The organism is Sanguibacter sp. HDW7, from assembly GCF_011300875.1.
GTDB lineage: Bacteria > Actinomycetota > Actinomycetes > Actinomycetales > Cellulomonadaceae > Flavimobilis.
In genome coordinates, this window is record NZ_CP049862.1 from 2293701 (window position 1) to 2311026 (window position 17326).

General features: G+C 72.4%; 15 protein-coding genes. All 15 read right to left on the minus strand.

Going from position 1 to position 17326, the window contains the following annotated elements; all coding sequences use genetic code 11:
* Positions 1–12: 12 nt before the first annotated feature.
* Positions 13–1140 carry an MraY family glycosyltransferase gene (locus tag G7063_RS10505; RefSeq protein ID WP_166414345.1) on the minus strand — a complete coding sequence of 376 codons (1128 nt, stop codon included), beginning with the start codon at positions 1138–1140 and terminating at the stop codon, positions 13–15.
* Positions 1137–1841 (minus strand): L-threonylcarbamoyladenylate synthase, encoded by a 705-nt coding sequence (locus G7063_RS10510; protein ID WP_240916038.1) that lies wholly within the window; start codon positions 1839–1841, stop codon positions 1137–1139. Before G7063_RS10510 ends, G7063_RS10505 begins: the two co-directional genes overlap by 4 nt.
* Positions 1838–2767: a peptide chain release factor N(5)-glutamine methyltransferase gene (gene prmC, locus G7063_RS10515; protein ID WP_166415319.1), complete on the minus strand. Its 930-nt coding sequence runs from the start codon at positions 2765–2767 to the stop codon at positions 1838–1840. Before prmC ends, G7063_RS10510 begins: the two co-directional genes overlap by 4 nt.
* A gap of 2 nt (positions 2768–2769) precedes the next feature.
* Positions 2770–3870, minus strand: coding sequence for a peptide chain release factor 1 (prfA, locus tag G7063_RS10520; protein WP_166414346.1), 1101 nt, complete (start codon positions 3868–3870; stop codon positions 2770–2772).
* Positions 3871–3996: 126 nt separating this feature from the next.
* Positions 3997–4212: a 50S ribosomal protein L31 gene (rpmE, locus tag G7063_RS10525; RefSeq protein ID WP_102507654.1), complete on the minus strand. Its 216-nt coding sequence runs from the start codon at positions 4210–4212 to the stop codon at positions 3997–3999.
* A gap of 113 nt (positions 4213–4325) precedes the next feature.
* A complete protein-coding gene (locus tag G7063_RS10530) occupies positions 4326–5492 on the minus strand; it encodes a cutinase family protein (protein ID WP_166414347.1) in 1167 nt (388 codons plus the stop codon).
* A gap of 130 nt (positions 5493–5622) precedes the next feature.
* Positions 5623–6750: a glycosyltransferase family 4 protein gene (locus tag G7063_RS10535; protein ID WP_166414348.1), complete on the minus strand. Its 1128-nt coding sequence runs from the start codon at positions 6748–6750 to the stop codon at positions 5623–5625.
* Between the two features lie 62 nt (positions 6751–6812).
* On the minus strand, positions 6813–7445 hold the full coding sequence (locus G7063_RS10540; RefSeq protein WP_166414349.1) for a hypothetical protein: 633 nt from the start codon (positions 7443–7445) through the stop codon (positions 6813–6815).
* A 136-nt stretch (positions 7446–7581) separates the two neighbouring features.
* The gene (rho, locus tag G7063_RS10545; RefSeq protein WP_240916281.1) at positions 7582–9591 is read right to left on the minus strand and encodes a transcription termination factor Rho; all 2010 of its coding nucleotides are present in this window, start codon (positions 9589–9591) and stop codon (positions 7582–7584) included.
* Between the two features lie 379 nt (positions 9592–9970).
* Positions 9971–10891, minus strand: coding sequence for a homoserine kinase (thrB, locus tag G7063_RS10550; RefSeq protein ID WP_166414351.1), 921 nt, complete (start codon positions 10889–10891; stop codon positions 9971–9973).
* A 2-nt stretch (positions 10892–10893) separates the two neighbouring features.
* Positions 10894–11964, minus strand: coding sequence for a threonine synthase (gene thrC / locus G7063_RS10555; RefSeq protein ID WP_166414352.1), 1071 nt, complete (start codon positions 11962–11964; stop codon positions 10894–10896).
* On the minus strand, positions 11964–13256 hold the full coding sequence (locus tag G7063_RS10560) for a homoserine dehydrogenase (RefSeq protein WP_166414353.1): 1293 nt from the start codon (positions 13254–13256) through the stop codon (positions 11964–11966). Before G7063_RS10560 ends, thrC begins: the two co-directional genes overlap by 1 nt.
* Positions 13257–13393: 137 nt before the next feature.
* A complete protein-coding gene (gene lysA, locus G7063_RS10565; RefSeq protein WP_166415320.1) occupies positions 13394–14743 on the minus strand; it encodes a diaminopimelate decarboxylase in 1350 nt (449 codons plus the stop codon).
* A 50-nt stretch (positions 14744–14793) separates the two neighbouring features.
* Positions 14794–16473 carry an arginine--tRNA ligase gene (gene argS / locus G7063_RS10570; protein WP_166414354.1) on the minus strand — a complete coding sequence of 560 codons (1680 nt, stop codon included), beginning with the start codon at positions 16471–16473 and terminating at the stop codon, positions 14794–14796.
* Positions 16474–16494: 21 nt separating this feature from the next.
* Entirely contained in the window at positions 16495–17322 is an 828-nt protein-coding gene (locus G7063_RS10575; protein WP_166414355.1) for a DUF4190 domain-containing protein, read from the minus strand.
* Between the last annotated feature and the right edge of the window lie 4 nt (positions 17323–17326).

The window sequence follows — 17326 nt, forward strand, 5'->3', positions numbered from 1 at the left end:
CTCCTGGTTCGGTCATGCCTGCGAGGTGCCGGCCGGGACGGGGGCCTCGTCACGACGACCGGGGCGGCCGAGCGGTCCGAGGGTGAGTGCGAGGACGACGACGGAGGCGACGGCGATCCCGATGAGCACCTCGGTCGCGGAGAACGCGACGAGCGCGGCCGCGCCGAACGCGAGCACCGCGGTCCACAGGTACATGATGACGACGGCGCGGCGGTGCGTGTGCCCGAGCTGGAGCAGCCGGTGGTGCAGGTGCATGCGGTCGGGGTGGAACGGGCTCTTGCCCTGCAGGGTGCGGCGCAGCACCGCAAGGATCATGTCGAGCAGCGGGAGCACGATGACCGCTGCCGGCAGGAGGATCGGCAGGAACGCTGGGATGGACTGTCCCTCGGAGATCCGGGCCGGGTCGATGCGACCCGTGACGGCGATCGCTGCGGCCGCGATGACGAGGCCTATGAGCATCGAGCCCGAGTCGCCCATGAAGAGTCGCGAGGGATGGAAGTTGTGCGGCAGGAAGCCGAGGCACACGCCGACGAGCGCGACGGTCGCGAGGCTCGCGAGGTCGGAGTAGTCGGTCGGGTTCGTCGACTGCGTGAGCAGGTAGGTGTAGAGGAAGAACGCGCTGCCGCCGATCGCGATGAGCCCCGCGGCGAGACCGTCGAGACCGTCGACGAAGTTCACGGCGTTCATCGCGGTGACGACCGCGAGCACGGTGAGGAAGAGCGAGAGGCGTCCCGAGCCGATCGTCAGGCCGCCGATCGGCACGGTGATGAGCTGGACGCCCTGCCACGCCATGACGCCGGCCGCGAGGACCTGGCCCGCGAGCTTCGTCATCCAGTCGAGGTCCCAGATGTCGTCGGCCGCGCCGAGTAGCGCGACGAGGGTCGCACCGAGGAGGATCGCCCATGCCTCCCCGGACGCGAAGACGTCCTCGAGGAACCCGATCTGCGACGCGACGAGGAACGCGACAGCGAGGCCGGCGAGCATCGCGAGCCCGCCGAGCCGCGGCGTCGGGACCGTGTGGACGTCCCGCGAACGCACAGCGGTCATGCCGCCCGTGCGCATCGCGATCCACCGCGCGAGCGGCGTGAGGAGGAAGGTGACGGTCGCGGCGACGAGCGCGACGAGCAGATAGGCCCTCACCGGTGTGCATCGGGAGACGTGTCCCCCGGCTCCTCCGGCTCGGCGACAGGCTCCCCGGCGCCGCGCAGCGCCGGGACGACCTCGCGCAGGCACTCGAGGGAGATCGCGCCCTCGCGGACGACGACGGGCACGTCGCCTGTCGCGTCGACGATCGTCGAGGCGACGCCGCCGGGGACGGGACCCCCGTCGAGGTAGACGGCGACGGCGTCTCCGAGCTGGGCCGCAGCGTCCGCGACCTCGAGCGCCGCCGGCTGACCCGTGAGGTTGGCGCTCGAGACCGCGAGCGGCCCCGTGCGACGCAGGAGGGCGAGCGCGGTCGGGTGGTCGGGCATGCGCAGCGCGACGGTCCCGTGCGTCTCGCCGAGGTCCCACGCGAGCGTCGGCTGCGCGCGGCAGATGACCGTGAGGCCGCCGGGCCAGAACGCCTCGACGAGCGCCCGGACGTCGTCCGAGACGTCGGTCGCGAGGCCGTCGAGCGTGCGGGCGTCAGGCACGAGCACGGGCGGCGGCATCTGCCGGCCGCGGCCCTTGGCCGCGAGCACTGCCGCGACCGCCGCGGGCGAGAACGCGTCGGCGCCGACGCCGTAGACGGTGTCGGTCGGCAGGACGACGACGGCTCCGCGCTGGACGGCGGCGACCGTCTCGTCGAGCGCGGGACCCCACGTCTGCGGGTCTGAGGCGGGGAGGATCGCGTGCGTCACGACTCCGATCCTCCCACGTCCGCGGGCGGCCGGTGCGCGACGACGGCCCGCGGACGGCCCGTGAGATCGGGGATCGTGCGGGCGTCGACGAGGCCCGCAGCCTCGGCCATCGAGCGCGCCGCGGAATCCTGGACCTCGGAGTGCTCCATGACGTAGAGGCCGCCCGGGCGCAGGAGGCGCACGGCCGCTGCCGTGACGCCGCGCGGCACCTCGAGGCCGTCGGCGCCGAGCCCGTAGAGGGCTACGGCCGGGTCGTGGCGGGCGACCTCGGGGTCACGGGGCACGGCGTCGGACGGCACGTACGGCGGGTTGGAGACGACGACGTCGACGGACCCGTCGAGGTGGCCGAGCGCGGTGCGCGCGTCGCCCCGCACCAGGGTGACGACAGCACCTGTGGCTGCAGCGACCCGCGCGACGTTGCGCGCGGCCCACGCGTGCGCGTCGGCGTCGAGCTCGACCGCATGGACCTGCGCCCCGGGGACCTCGGTCGCGACCGCGAGCGCGATCGCGCCCGAGCCTGTGCAGAGGTCGACGACGACCGCGCTCCCCCGCGCCTCGACGGCCGCGCGCGCGGCGTCGATCGCGACCTGCGCGACGTCCTCGGTCTCTGGGCGCGGCACGAAGACGCCGGGCCCGACCTCGAGCTCGAGGTGACGGAAGGGCGCGCGGCCCGTGAGGTGCTGGAGCGGGCGGCGCTCGCCGCGGGCGGCGACGAGCCGTGCGAGCTCGTCCGCGACGCCCGGGCCGAGGTCAGCGAGCGAACGCCCGAGCAGTCCCGCCGTGGTCACGGCCGAACGGTCAGTTCCCGCGGCGTGCGCGCACAGCAGCTCCGCGTCGACGCGCGGGCTCGGCACGCCCGCCTCGCCCAGCAGCGCGGTCGCGGCCGCGACCGCGTCACGGACCGACGTCGTGCCCGCGAACGTCACCGTCACTCGCCCGCGCCTGCGAGGCGCGCCGCCTCGTCGGCCTCGATCGCCGACGCGACGACAGGGCCGAGCTCGCCGTCGAGCACGGTGTCGAGGTTGTAGGCCTTGTAGCCCGTGCGATGGTCGGCGATGCGGTTCTCGGGGAAGTTGTACGTGCGGATGCGCTCGGAGCGGTCGACGGTGCGCACCTGCGAGCGGCGGATGTCGTTGGCCGCTGCGGCGGCCTCCTCCTGCTGCGCGGCGAGGAGGCGCGCGCGCAGGACACGCATCGCCTGCTCGCGGTTCTGCAGCTGGGACTTCTCGTTCTGCATCGAGACGACGATGCCCGTCGGTACGTGCGTGATGCGCACCGCGGAGTCCGTCGTGTTGACGGACTGACCGCCCGGGCCCGAGGACCTGTAGACGTCGATGCGCAGGTCGTTCGGGTCGATGACGACCTCGCCCGCGTCCTCGACCTCCGGGAACACGAGCACTCCGACGGCCGACGTGTGGATGCGGCCCTGCGACTCCGTCACGGGCACGCGCTGGACACGGTGGACGCCGCCCTCGTACTTGAGGGACGCCCACACCCCGTCCTCGGGCGCGACGGTGCCGCGCGCCTTGACCGCGACCTGCACGTCCTTGTAGCCGCCGAGGTCGGACTCGGTGCGTTCGAGGATCTCGGTGCGCCAGCCACGCTGCTCGGCGTAGCGCAGGTACATGCGCAGGAGGTCGCCCGCGAAGAGAGCCGACTCCTCGCCGCCCTCCCCCGCCTTGATCTCAAGGATGACGTCGCGCGCGTCGTCCGGGTCGCGCGGGACGAGGACGCGGCGCAGGTGCTCCGTCGCCTCCGCGGCGGCTGCCTCGAGCCCCGGGACCTCGGCGGCGAAGCCCTCGTCCTCGGCGGCCATCTCGCGCGCAGCGCCAAGGTCGTCCACGGCCGCGCGCCACGCTCGGTACGCACCGACGACGCGGCCCAGCTCGGCGTAGCGACGGCCGAGCGTGCGCGCACGGTCACCGTCCGCATGGACGGCCGGGTCGGCGAGCTGCTGCTCGATGTCGGCGTGCTCGGCGAGGAGGGGCTCGACCGCCGCGAAGGCGTCGGGCCCGACGGGGGTGCTCATCGGTGCCTCTCGTGCTCAGGGGTGCCCGGACGGAGTGCCCGGGAACGGCCGACGCCGGCGGGTCCACGGCTCCGACTGCCCCTGGAGAGGTTGTCGGACGTGGTCCCGCCGGCGTCGGAGAGAAAGCTAGTTGGCAGCCTTCTTGCCGTAGCGAGCCTCGAAGCGCGCCACGCGGCCGCCCGTGTCGAGGATCTTCTGCTTGCCCGTGTAGAACGGGTGGCAGGCGCTGCACACGTCCGCGCGGATCTCGCCCGAGGTCTTCGTCGAGCGCGTGGTGAACGTGTTGCCACAGGTGCAGTACACCGTGGTCTCCACGTACTCCGGGTGGATGTCCTTCTTCATGGTTCTCCTCATGTGAGTAGGTCCCGGGTCGCCCGCGCACCGCGGCCGTGAACCGGAATCCCAGCGCTCCATTGTGCCACGGACGTCAAGACCTCGTGGTCACACGGATCAGTTCACTTGCTCACGTCGAAGTGGTCGATGACGTTCGACCAGTCGCCCGAGAAGCCCTTCTTCACCTTCGTGAGGTTCGTCGACGTTCCCGCCCTGAGGACGAGCTTCTCGTCTCCGCGTCCGATCTTCTCGTTCACCGCAGTGACGGAGTAGGGCGTGCGGTTCCACACCGACGACGTCTTGTCGTTGACGACAGAGATGTTGAACATGCTGATCGAGGTCGGCTTGAGGTTCGCGCTCCAGTCGGTGAGGTACCCGGTGTACCCGCTTCCGTCGTACGCGCAGAGCTCCCCGGCGTCGCAGACGCCGTTGCCGTTCGACTTCTTGAGAGTCGGAAGTGCGAACGCCGCAGCGGCGCTCGACACCGCTGCCGGCGAGTACGCGGTGCTGTGCGCCTTCGAATCCTTGCCCGAGGCACACACGGGGTCGCTCGACTGGCAGATCGACAGAGTCCGGGTGTGGTCGACGAGCAGCGGCACGTTCGACTTGCGCGCCTCGACCGTCAGCGACTTCCCGAGCTTGGAGAGCACGATCGCGTCGAGCGCCGGCGCAACCGTGTGGATCAGGCCCTTCGTCGAGGGCGAGTGCTCCCGCACGAGCGCCCCCGAGGTCGTGATGATCCTCTGGCGCATCGTGTCCCCGTAGTTGAGCGGGTCGGCGAGCAGGATCACCGAACGGACGGCCTTCGACACGGCAGCGTTGTCACCGATCTTGAACAGGCCCCAGTGCACGGCAAAGGCCCCCTGCGAGTAGCCCGTGAGCACGATCCGCGTGGACGGGCACGACTTCACGAGGGAGGTCACCGCCGACTGGACCGCCGACGCACCGCTGAGCATCGAGTCGAGGTAGGCACGCATCTCCGTGGCCGACTTCGGGCTCGGGAGACCGTTCGCCGGGTAGCTGATTCCCGCATAGCGGTACGTCTGCCCCTTCTCGAGCCCGGCCGCGATCTTCTCGGCGACATCGTCGAGACGCTCGCCAAAGTTCTTGATCCTCCCTGACGTGCTCGACTCGCCCGAGCCGCGCGCGCCCATGATGACGACGTTGGCGCACGTGCTTGTCACCTTCGTGCCTGCGGCGGCCGCTGGCGACGTCGCCGCCAGCCCCATACCTGCCGCGATGGCGAGCGTCGCGAACGACGCCGCCACCCGAGTCAGACGAATACCCATGCCCCTGCTCCTGACTGTCAGGGCGCCACCCCAGCGGCGCCACCTCGCGACGTATCGATACGCCGCGATCGTCAAATTAGCGCCCTAACCAGACAGTCGCCACTCAAGAAACCGGTACCGCCAAGCGGATCTATCCGGCGAGGTATCCGCGCACCTTTGCAGTCGCCTCGTCCCACGTCCAGCCGTTCGCAGCTCGCTCACGGCCCGCAGCCCCCATCGCGCGTGCGCGTTCCGGGTCCCGGAGCAGCTCGACGATCCGCGCGGCGATCTCCTCGGTGCTCCGAGGGTCGACGAGGAAGCCTGTCTCGCCGTCCTCAAGCGTGTCCGGCGTGCCGCCCGAGCGTCCGACGACAATCGGCTTGCCGCACGCAGCGGCCTCGAGGAAGACGATGCCGAAGGCCTCGGGCTCAAGCCCGCCGAGCCGCGTGCGCGACGGACCTGCGAAGACGTCGGCAGCGTCGAAGAATCCCGGGATGTCGTCCCACGGAACAGGTCCGACGAGGGTCACCGACGCGTCGAGCCCGAGCCGCGCCACGTCCTTCGCGAGCGAGCCCGCCGCGGGTCCCCGGCCGACGAGGACGAGATGAGCGTCAGGCACCTGCTCGAGGACGCGCGGCCATGCGCGGACGAGCATGTCCTGCCCCTTGCGCGGAACGAGCCTGGCCGCGCACAGGACGACGGGCGCCGTCGGTCCGAGCCCGAGCCGCGCTCGCACCGCCGCGCCACCCTCCCCCGGACGGAACTGGTCGACGTCGACCCCCGGCGAGAGCGGGCGCATGCGCGCACGGTCCGCCGGCCGCAGCGCCGACCCGATGGCGTCGTGGCACCACCCCGAGACGTACGTGAGGACGTCGACGCTCGCCGCGACCTTTCGCAGCGCCTGCCGCGCCCCGGGCAGGCGCGACCACCACACCTCGTGACCGTGGGTCATCGCGACGACACGGCGGGCGCCGGCGGCCCGCAACGCCGGCGCGAGCAGCCCCAGCGGGACGGACGACCCGACGAGCACCGTGTCGCACCCGTGCTCCCGGAACACACGGACGACCTCACGGCCCACGCGGGGCGTCGGCAGGAGCGTCCGCGCCCGGTCGCGCACGACGGGGTACGGGAGGGTCGCGTCGAGCTCGGCGTCGCCCGGCATGCGCGCGGTGTAGACGACGACCTCGTCGGCCGGGAACCTGTCCGTCAACGCCTTGACGAAGGTCTCGATGCCCCCCTGACGCGTCGGGAAGTCGTTCGTGAGGATGAGCGTGCGCACACCAGTCTCCAGGTCGCCGGACGGGTCGCGGTCAGCCTAGCGCCACACGGCACGGACGGCCCTCACACGAGAACGGCCTCACGCTCCGCGCGCCGGTGACGAGCATTGTGCACGTGCCCGCGGACGATGAGCACGAGGCCGACGACCGAGACGAGAACCAGCACGACGTTGATGATCTGGTAGGTCCGGAACATCGCGTTCCAGGACGCGTTGAAGTCGTCCGTGACGTTCGTCGGGTCAGCCGGGTCGTAGGCGAGCTTGATGACCGCTCCCGCCTCCTGGTCGCACCACTCGGTGGCGCGCGGTTCGTACGCTCGCGACGTGAGGGTCTCCGACCCGACCACGTAGGTGAACGTCACCGTGCACGAGCTGTAGTGCGGCTCCGGCAGGCTCGTGTCGGACGCCTCGACCCCCTCGGCGGCGGCGAGACGGCGGGCCTCCTCGATCTCGTCGGCATTGACGACCTCGCCGCTCGTGACCGAGACGACGAGCCCGTCCGTGGTCTCCCAGTGATCCGGGTTGAGGCCCGACGTCGCGAGAGCGATGCCGATCCCCCGGTGAAGAAGAGTCCCACCAACGCGACGAGCGGTGCGACGAGCAGGACGTAGCGCCAGGCGATCCGGTGGCGACGGGTCATGGGTCCCCCTGAGACAAGCGATGGCACGACAAGCACTATCGTCACGGTTGCTCGTCATGCGAGCGGTGTAACGCTAGCGCATGACGACCGATCTCATGCAGGTCGCCCCTTCTCGTCCGGAAGGGTCGTCGCCGAACGGACCACGGGCTCCACGACCGAAGGGTCGTGGAGCCCGTGGCTGCGTCGGTCTCAGGTCAGACGGTCTTGCCCGCGTCGTCGTCGTGCGCCGTCGTCGGCGTCGTCTTCTGCACCTGGAGCAGGAACTCGACGTTCGACTTCGTCTCCTTGAACTTACCGAGCAGCAGCTCGATGGCCTGCTGCTGGTCGAGCCCGGAGAGCAGGCGGCGGAGCTTCCAGACGATCTTCAGCTCGTCGCCGCCCATGAGGATCTCCTCACGGCGCGTGCCCGACGCGTTGACGTCGACGGCGGGGAAGATCCGCTTGTCGGCGAGGCTCCGCGACAGACGCAGCTCCATGTTGCCGGTGCCCTTGAACTCCTCGAAGATCACCTCGTCCATCTTCGAGCCCGTCTCGACGAGCGCCGAGGCGAGGATCGTCAGCGAGCCGCCGTTCTCGATGTTGCGCGCCGCACCGAAGAACCGCTTCGGCGGGTAGAGCGCCGAAGCGTCGACACCACCGGAGAGGATGCGGCCCGACGCGGGGGCGGCGAGGTTGTAGGCGCGCGACAGGCGCGTGAGCGAGTCGAGGAGCACGACGACGTCCTGCCCGAGCTCGACGAGCCGCTTCGCGCGCTCGATCGCGAGCTCGGCGACCATCGTGTGGTCCGTGGCGGGGCGGTCGAACGTCGAGGCGATGACCTCGCCGTCGACCGTCCGCTCCATGTCCGTGACCTCCTCGGGGCGCTCGTCCACGAGCACCACCATGAGGTGGACCTCGGGGTTGTTCGCCGTGATCGAGTTCGCGATCTGCTGCATGATGATCGTCTTGCCCGCCTTGGGCGGCGCGACGATGAGGCCGCGCTGCCCCTTGCCGATCGGCGCGACGATATCGATGACACGCGGCGTGAGCTTCGTCGCCGCGGGGTTCTCGAGGCGCAGCCGCTCCTGCGGGTACAGCGGCGTGAGCTTTGCGAAGTCGGGACGCTCGTGCGCCTTCGACGGCACATCGCCGTTGACGGTGTCGAGGCGCACGAGGGCGTTGGCCTTGGCGCGCGCGATGTTCGACTGCGGGCCCTGGTCGCCCTCATGGGGCTGGCGCACGGCACCCGTGATCGCGTCGCCGCGGCGGAGGCCGGACTTCTTCACCTGACCCATGGAGACGTAGACGTCGCTCGGGCCCGGCAGGTAGCCGCTCGTGCGGACGAACGCCATGTTGTCGCGGATGTCGAGGATCCCGGCGATGGGCACGAGGACGTCGTCCTCGTGGATCTCGAAGTCCTCGGCGTCCAGGTCGAGGTTGCCCGTGCGGCTGCGGCCGCGCTTGCGGTCGCGCTCGCGGTAGCGGTCGCGACCGCGACGGCGACGGCCGCCGCGCTCGTCGTCCTCGAAGCCCTGCTCCTGCTGGGGCTGGCCGGCCTGGGGCTGGCCGGCCGGGCGCTGACCCTGGCCGCCCTGCTGGTTCTGCGGCTGACCCTGCTGACCCTGCTGGCCCTGCTGCGACTGCCGCGACTGCCGCGACTGCTGGCCCTGCCCCTGGTTCTTGTCCTGCCCCTCGGCGGGGCCCTGGTCGCGGCCGGCGCGACGGCGCTGGCCGCGCTCGAGGCCACGCTCGATCGAGGCGAGGTCGGCGGCGACGACCTCGCGCGCGGCGCGCGGCGTCTCCTCGCCAGCACCCTGCTCGTCGCGACGCTGCCCGCTGCGGGCCTCGGCCCGCTTACGGGCCTCCTCGGCGCGCTGCTCGGCGTCGTCGCCGCGACGCGGACGCTCGCCACGCGCTGGCCGGCGGCCGTCCTCACGACGAGCGCGGTCCTCGCGGGCGGGGCGCTCGGCGCGCTCCTCGCGGTCGGGGGTTCCGGCCGCCTTCTCGGCGGCGGGCTTCTCGGCGGCCGCCTTCTCGGCGGCGGGCTTCTCGGCGGACCGGGCGGTCGCAGGCTTCTCTGCCTGCGCGGCCTTCTCGGTCCGGGGCTTGGACGCGGCGGCGCCGCGGGCTCCCTTGATCGCCTCGACGAGGTCGCTCTTGCGCATCTTCGAGGTTCCCTTGACGCCGAGGCCGGACGCGACCGTCTGGAGCTCGGCGAGGCGCATCGCTGTGAGTGCGCCGGAGGGAGCGGAGGTGGTGTCAGTCACTGAGGACCCTTCCCCTGATGTTGCGGTACGCCGCCCGTGCGGTCGACCGCTGGTGTGGAGGACTCACGCGTCTCCCGCGCGCGGACCGTCCGGACGCGACTACCCTCGTGCTCGCGCACGTACAGGGGCCGGCAGGTGCCGACGCGACGTTCCGGAGACGTACCCCCGTGTGGCAGCCCTGCGCGTCGCGGCGCGGGCAGACCCGGTCTCAGGAGAATCACCGGGGGAACAGACCTATCGTACACGAGCACCGCACTCGCGCATCCCTCGCGCACAGCGTCGTTCTGCGGGTCCTGTGGGCTCGGGCGTCGCACCACCACGAGGTGGAACGACGCGCTCAGAGCCGCTCGGCGTGGGCACCGACCGCGTCGATGCCAGGGCACGACGCATGCCACGCAGGTGCGCCGTCGAGCAGCTCGGCGACCGTGTCGGCGACGAGATCGCCCTCGCTCGCACGGCCGAGCACGAGGACCGTCGGCCCCGCACCCGAGACGACGGCTGCGAGGCGGCGCTCGCGCAGAGCGTGGACGAGGTCGACGGAACCACGCATGACGTCACCGCGGTAGTCCTGGTGGAGCTTGTCCTCGGTCGCCTCGAGCAGGAGCTCGGGACGGCGCGTGAGCGCCTCGACGAGGAGCGCCGCCCGGCCGGCGTTGAACGCCGCGTCCGCGTGCGGGACGTGCGTCGGCAGGACGCCGCGCGCTCGCTTCGTCGCGAGCCTCTCCGTCGGGACGAGCACCCAGGGCTCGACGTCCGCATGGACCTCGAGCCGCGTCGCACGCGCGCCGCCAGCCTCCTGCCACGCGATCGTCGCACCGCCGAGGATCGCGGGAGCCGCGTTGTCGGGGTGCCCCTCGAACTGCGTCGCGAGCCGCAGCGCAACCCGGTCGTCGAGCGCCTCCGGGTCCGAGATGAGCGCACGCGCAGCGGCGATACCCGCGACGACGGCGGCGGCCGACGAGCCCATGCCGCGGCCGTGCGGGATCTCGTTCGTGCACGTCATGAGCAGACCGGTCTGCGGCGCACCCACGAGGTCGAGCGCGGCGCGCAGCGCACGCACGACGAGGTGGTCCTCGCCGAGCGGCACCTCCCCCGCGCCCTCCCCGAGCACCGAGACCTCGGTCGTGTCCGTGCCGATCGCCCGGACGTCGAGGACGTCGTGCCGACCGAGCGCGAGGCCCATCGCGTCGAAGCCGGGGCCGAGGTTCGCGCTCGTCGCGGGAACCGTCACCCGGACGTGGTCGTGTCCGAGCCGCATGGTCAGACGAGGCCGAGGGCGTCGGCGACCGACATGACGTCGACCGACACCTTCTGCGGCTCGACGTCCGCGCCGTCGAGCGTGCGCAGCGCCCACTGCGGGTCCTTGAGCCCGTGGCCAGTCACCGTGATCGTCACGCGGGCGCCCGCGGGCACGAGCCCTCGCTCGGCACGCATGAGCAGGCCCGCGACACCCGCTGCGGAGGCCGGCTCGACGAACACGCCGACCTCGGCCGACAGGATGCGGTGCGCCGCAAGGATCTGCTCGTCGGTCACGGCCTCGATGACGCCGCCCGACGCGTCGCGCGCCTCGATCGCCTGGTCCCACGACGCCGGCTTGCCGATGCGGATCGCGGTCGCGATCGTCTCGGGCTCGTCGATCGGGTAGCCCTTGACGAGCGGCGAGGCGCCCTCGGCCTGGAAGCCCCACATCTGCGGGGTGCGCGTCGCGACGCCAGCCTCCGCGTACTCGCGGAAGCCCTTCCAGTATGCCGTGATGTTGCCCGCGTTGCCGACGGGCAGGCAGTGGATGTCCGGGGCGTCGCCGAGGGCGTCGACGATCTCGAACGACGCCGTCTTCTGGCCCTGGATGCGGTCGGGGTTGACCGAGTTGACGAGCTCGACCGGGTAGACCTCGGCGAGCTTGCGCGCGATGTCGAGGCAGTCGTCGAAGTTGCCGTCGACCTGCAGCAGACGCGCGCCGTGCGCGACCGCCTGGCTGAGCTTGCCCATCGCGATCTTGCCGTCGGGCACGAGGACGGCGCACGTCATGCCCGCCGCGGTCGCGTAGGCCGCAGCCGACGCCGACGTGTTGCCGGTCGACGCGCACACGACGGCCTTGGCACCGCGCGCGGCAGCGGCCGAGATCGCGGTCGTCATGCCGCGGTCCTTGAACGAGCCGGTCGGGTTCATGCCCTCGACCTTGACGAAGACCTCGGCACCCGTGCGGGCCGAGAGCGCCGGAGCGGGCACGAGCGGCGTGCCGCCCTCGCCGAGCGTCACGACGTGCGTGCGGAGGTGCTCCGGGAGCAGATCGCCGTACTCACGGATGATTCCCTGCCACTGGTGGGCCATCAGGCTCCCTCAACTCTCAGGACGGAGGTGACTTCCTTGACGACGTCGAGGCCACGGACGGCCTCGACGGTGGCCGCGAGCGCGGCCTCGGGTGCGGAGTGCGTCGTCAGCACGAGGCGGGCTCCGCCGTCGGCGGTCTCCCCCTGCTGGCGCATCGCGGCGATCGAGACGCCGTGCTCCGCGACGACGCCCGCGACCCGGGCGAGCACACCGGGACGGTCGTCGACGAGCACGCGGATCTGGTAGCGCGTCACGGCCGCCGTGGCGGGCGCGAGCGGGAGGTCGGCGTAGCGCGACTCGTCGGGGCCCTTGCCCCCGAGCACGCGGTGACGGCCGACGGAGACGACGTCACCGACGACGGCCGACGCGGTCGGTGCGCCACCGGCGCCGCGGCCGTAGAACATGAGCTCGCCTGCCGCCTCGGCCTCGACGAAGACAGCGTTGAAAGCGCCGCCGACGGTGGCGAGCGGGTGCGTCAGGGGGACGAGCGAGGGGTGCACGCGCACCGAGACGCCCTCGTCGGTGAGCTCCGCGATCGCGAGGAGCTTGATGACGTGGCCCGTCGCGGCCGCCCAGGCGACGTCGTCGGCCGAGACCCGCGTGATGCCCTCGCATGCGACGTCCTCGAGCCGCACGCGCGTGTGGAACGCGAGCGACGCGATGATCGCGGCCTTCGCCGCGGCGTCGTGGCCCTCGACGTCGGCGGTCGGGTCCGCCTCGGCGTAGCCGAGCTCCTGCGCCGTGCGCAGGACGTCCGCGAACGCGAGGCCCTTCGTCGTCATCTCGTCGAGGATGTAGTTCGTCGTGCCGTTGACGATGCCGAGGACGCGGCGCACGCGGTCGCCCGCGAGCGACTCGCGCAGCGGCCGCACGAGCGGGATCGCACCCGCGACGGCGGCCTCGAAGTAGACGTCGACGCCCGCGGCGTCGGCCGCCTGGTAGAGCTCGGGACCGTGCTGGGCGAGGAGCGCCTTGTTGGCCGTGACGACGCTCGCGCCGTGCTCGATCGCACGCAGCAGCAGGCCGCGCGCGGGCTCGATACCTCCCATCAGCTCGACGACGATGTCGGCGCGCGTCACGAGCTCCGCCGCGTCCGTCGTCAGCAGGGCGCGCGGGACGACCGCGTCGCGCGGGGCGTCGACGTCACGGACGGCGACACCGACGAGCTCGAGCGAGGCGCCGACGCGGGCCGCGAGGTCCTCCGACTGCTCCGTGAGCAGCCGCACGACCTGCGTGCCGACGACGCCGCAGCCCAGCAGGGCGATGCGCAGGGCGCTGGACGGTGCAGGCACCGGTCCTCCTTCGTTCGGGGCTCGTGGAGCCCCGGATCGGACGCCGCTCCGGTCCGGGTGCGGCGGGTCGTGCACAGGATAGGCGGCGGCGGACCGGCCGTGCGGGGCCGTCCACGAACGTGGACGGCCCCGCACGGTCAGCCGACGTCGAGCGCGAGCAGGTCGTCCTCGGTCTCGCGGCGCACGAGAACGCTCGTGCCGCCCTCGGCGAGGGCGACGACGGGCGGACGGGGCACCATGTTGTAGTTCGACGCCATCGAGCGGCCGTACGCGCCCGTCGCGGCGACGAGCAGGAGGTCGCCCGCGCGCACGTCCGCCGGCAGCCACACGTCGTGGACAACGATGTCGCCCGACTCGCAGTGCTTGCCGACGACGCGCGCGAGCACGGGCTCGGCCGTCGAGAGACGCCCGGCGACCTCGGCGTGGTACGCCGCGCCGTAGAGCGCGGGGCGCACGTTGTCGCTCATGCCGCCGTCGACCGAGACGTAGAGGCGCGACGTGGTGTCGTCGACCCGCACGGGCTTGATCGTGCCGATCGTGTAGAGCGTCGTGCCGGGAGGGCCCGCGATCGAGCGGCCGGGCTCGATCGAGAAGCGCGGCAGGCTCTGGCCGAGGGACGCCGCGGCGTCCGCGACGGCCGACGCGATCTCCTTCGCGACGCGCTCGGGGTCGAGCGCGACCTCCCCGGGCAGGTAGGCGATGCCGTAGCCGCCGCCGAGGTCGACCTCGTCGACGAGGACGCCCGTGCGCGCCGCGAGGGCGCCGCGAAGCTCGAGGACCTTGTGCGCGGCGGCCTCGAAGCCCGAGGCGTCGAGGATCTGCGAGCCGATGTGGGAGTGGATGCCCTGGAGCGCGAGCTCGGGGTGAGCGAGCACCGCGAGCAGTCCCGCGAGCGCGGGGCTGTCAGCGCCCTCGGGAGCCGCGACGGAGAGGCCGAACTTCTGGTCCTCGTGCGCCGTCGAGATGTACTCGTGGCCGCCCGCGTGCACGCCCGTCGTCACGCGCACCATGACGGGCGCGACGACGCCGTGCGCACCGGCCGCGTCCGCGACGCGCTCGATCTCGGCGAGGGAGTCGACGATGATGCGACCGACACCCTCCTCGAGCGCCCGGGCGATCTCTGCGTCGGACTTGTTGTTGCCGTGCAGGCCGATGTCGGCGCCCGGCACGCCTGCGCGGAGCGCGGTGAGGAGCTCGGCACCCGACGCGGTGTCGATGCGCAGGCCCTCGGCGTGCATCCAGCGCGCGACGGCCGTCGAGAGGAACGCCTTGCCCGCGTAGTAGACGTCGACCTCGGCACCGATCGCAGCGAACGCGGCCTCGAAGGCCGTGCGGTAGGCGCGGGCGCGCCCCCGCATGTCGGACTCGTCGACGAGGTAGGCGGGCGTGCCGTGCTCGGCCGCGACCTCACGGACGTCGACGCCCGCGACGTGCACGGCGCCGTCGTCGTCGCGGCGCGCCGAACGCGGCCACGGCTCCCCGGGCATCGACGTGCCGCCGGGCACCTGGGCGGGCACCGGCCCGCCGGCCGCGGCGCTCACATCCGCTCCGGCGCGGACACGCCGAGCAGGCCGAGGCCGTTCGCGATGACCTGACGCGTCGCGTCGTTGAGCCACAGGCGCGTGCGGTGCTCGTCGCCCACGGGCTCCTCGCCGAGCGGCGTCACGCGACGCTCGCCGTACCACTTGTGGTACGAGCCCGCGAGGGCCTCGAGGTAGCGCGCGACACGGTGCGGCTCGCGCAGCTCCGCAGCCTGCGCGACGACGCGCGGGAACTCCGTGAGGGCACCGATGAGCGCGGCCTCGGTCGGGTGGTCGAGCTGCGACGGGTCGAAGCCGTCCTCGCGGCGCACGCCGTGCTCGGCCGCGTTGCGCGCGACGTTCGCGGTGCGCGCGTGCGCGTACTGCACGTAGAACACGGGGTTCTCGTTGCTCGCGCGGGCGAGGAGATCGAGGTCGAGGTCGATCGACGAGTCGGACGAGGAGCGCGCGAGCGAGTAGCGCGCGGCGTCGACGCCGACGATCTCGACGAGGTCCTCGAGCGTGACGATCGTGCCCGCACGCTTCGACATGCGCAGCGGCTGGCCGTCCTTGAGGAGGTTGACCATCTGCCCGATGAGGATCTGCAGGTTGACGTTCGGGGTGTCGCCGAACGCGGCGCACACGGCCTGCATGCGGGCGACGTAGCCGTGGTGGTCGGCGCCGAGCATGAGGATCTCGACGTCGAAGCCGCGCTCACGCTTGTCGAGGTAGTAGGCGATGTCGCCCGCGATGTAGGCGGCGTCACCGTCGGACTTCACGACGACGCGGTCCTTGTCGTCGCCGAAGTCGGTCGTGCGCAGCCAGGTCGCGCCGTCCTTCTCGAAGATGTGGCCCTGCGCGCGCAGCCGCTCGATCGCACGGTCCACCGCACCCGACTCGTGGAGGGAGTCCTCGTGGAAGAAGACGTCGAAGTCGACGCCGAACTCGTGGAGCGACTGCTTGATCTCGCCGAACATGCGCTCGACGCCGCGCGCGCGGAAGACCTCCTGCGCCTCGGCCTCGGGCAGCGTCAGCGGGTCAGGGTCGCCCGCTGCGGCGACGTCGGCCTGGACGGCGTCGGCGATGTCCTGGATGTACTGGCCGCCGTAGCCGTCCTCCGGGGCCTCCTCGCCGCGGGCGCGCGCGAGCAGCGACCGCGCGAAGCGGTCGATCTGCGCGCCGTGGTCGTTGAAGTAGTACTCGCGCGTCACCTCGGCGCCCTGCGACTCGAGGACGCGGGCGAGCGAGTCGCCCACCGCGGCCCAGCGCACACCACCGATGTGGATGGGGCCCGTCGGGTTCGCCGAGACGAACTCGAGGTTGATCTTCTTGCCCGCCTCGGCGGTGCCGCGGCCATAGGCCGCGCCCGCCTCGAGGATCGTGCGCGCGAGCTCGCCCGCCGCAGCCGCGTCGAGGGTGATGTTGAGGAAGCCCGGTCCGGCGACGTCAACCTTGGCGACGCCAGGCGTCGCAGCGAGGCGCGCGGCGAGGTCGTCGGCGAGTACGCGCGGGGCGACGCCCGCCTTCTTGGCGAGCTGCAGCGCGACGTTCGTCGCCCAGTCGCCGTGCTCGCGCTGACGCGGTCGCTCGACGTGGACGGACGTCGGGACCTCCTCCGCGGGGAGAGCCAGGGTGCCGTCAGCGACGGCGGCGGCGAGGGCGGAACTGATCGCGTGGGAAAGCTCGTCGGGAGTCACCGGGCAATCCTAGCGAGACTGCTAGCCGGGCTGCTCCCCCGGTCCGAGGCGGAAGCGGTCGACGAGCACGCGCGCCGCCCCCGTCGGCCCGTCGACCTCGACGCTCGCCGTGAACTCCGACCACACGAACGTCGTGCGGCCGTCGTGGACCACCCGGCGCACGATCGCGCCGCCCTCTGCCGCCAGCGTCTTGCCCTCGGTCGTGTCGGCGCCCTCGAGGCGGTCCCGGACGATCCCAGCAGCCATCGCCTCGGCGTCCGTCGAGGTCGGGTGGAGCGTGACGACGACGGCGACCGCAGTGCCGTTCCGTGTGAACGTCGCCTGCATCGACTCGGTCGCACCGTCGTCGACGACGACCGTCCAGCCGTCGGTCGCGAACTTCTCGATCTCCAGCGGCAGGCTGAGCACGAGACCCGTGCCCGTCCCGAGGACGGGAACCTCCGTCATGCCGTCGAGGTCCTCGATCGTCACCGTGCCGCCGGTCGACGCCTTCTCCGTGGCCTCGGAGCGGTACCCGAGCGAGTCCTCCGTCACCATCTCCGTCGTGATCGCCGTGGACGGCAGCGCGAGCCGGACAGGGGTGGGCACCGGTGCTGCCGCGGCCGACGGGACGACGTCGCCCTGGAGGCTCGCGCCCCACAGGCCCCACGCGGCCGTGCCGAGGATCCCGAGCGCGCAGCCGACGATCGCGAGCCTGCGCACCGCCGCGGCGGGGCGCGCGACGAGCGAGGCGACGCCGAGAACGAGAGCGACGGGGCCCGTCATGAGGACGCCTGCGACGACCGACGCCACAGCCGTCCGCGCACCGTCACGGCTGCGGCCGGGGGCGCCGCGGCGCTCCGTGGTCATCGCT

What these genes read in the sequence shown, in the direction of transcription:
- prfA (WP_166414346.1), bottom strand. Translation starts at nt 3,870, where the DNA reads ATGAGCACCCCCGTCGGGCCCGACGCCTTCGCGGCGGTCGAGCCCCTC.
- rpmE (WP_102507654.1), bottom strand. Translation starts at nt 4,212, where the DNA reads ATGAAGAAGGACATCCACCCGGAGTACGTGGAGACCACGGTGTACTGC.
- G7063_RS10530 (WP_166414347.1), bottom strand. Translation starts at nt 5,492, where the DNA reads ATGGGTATTCGTCTGACTCGGGTGGCGGCGTCGTTCGCGACGCTCGCC.
- G7063_RS10540 (WP_166414349.1), bottom strand. Translation starts at nt 7,445, where the DNA reads ATGACGAGCAACCGTGACGATAGTGCTTGTCGTGCCATCGCTTGTCTC.
- rho (WP_240916281.1), bottom strand. Translation starts at nt 9,591, where the DNA reads ATGCGCCTCGCCGAGCTCCAGACGGTCGCGTCCGGCCTCGGCGTCAAG.
- thrB (WP_166414351.1), bottom strand. Translation starts at nt 10,891, where the DNA reads ATGCGGCTCGGACACGACCACGTCCGGGTGACGGTTCCCGCGACGAGC.
- thrC (WP_166414352.1), bottom strand. Translation starts at nt 11,964, where the DNA reads ATGGCCCACCAGTGGCAGGGAATCATCCGTGAGTACGGCGATCTGCTC.
- lysA (WP_166415320.1), bottom strand. Translation starts at nt 14,743, where the DNA reads ATGCCCGGGGAGCCGTGGCCGCGTTCGGCGCGCCGCGACGACGACGGC.
- G7063_RS10575 (WP_166414355.1), bottom strand. Translation starts at nt 17,322, where the DNA reads ATGACCACGGAGCGCCGCGGCGCCCCCGGCCGCAGCCGTGACGGTGCG.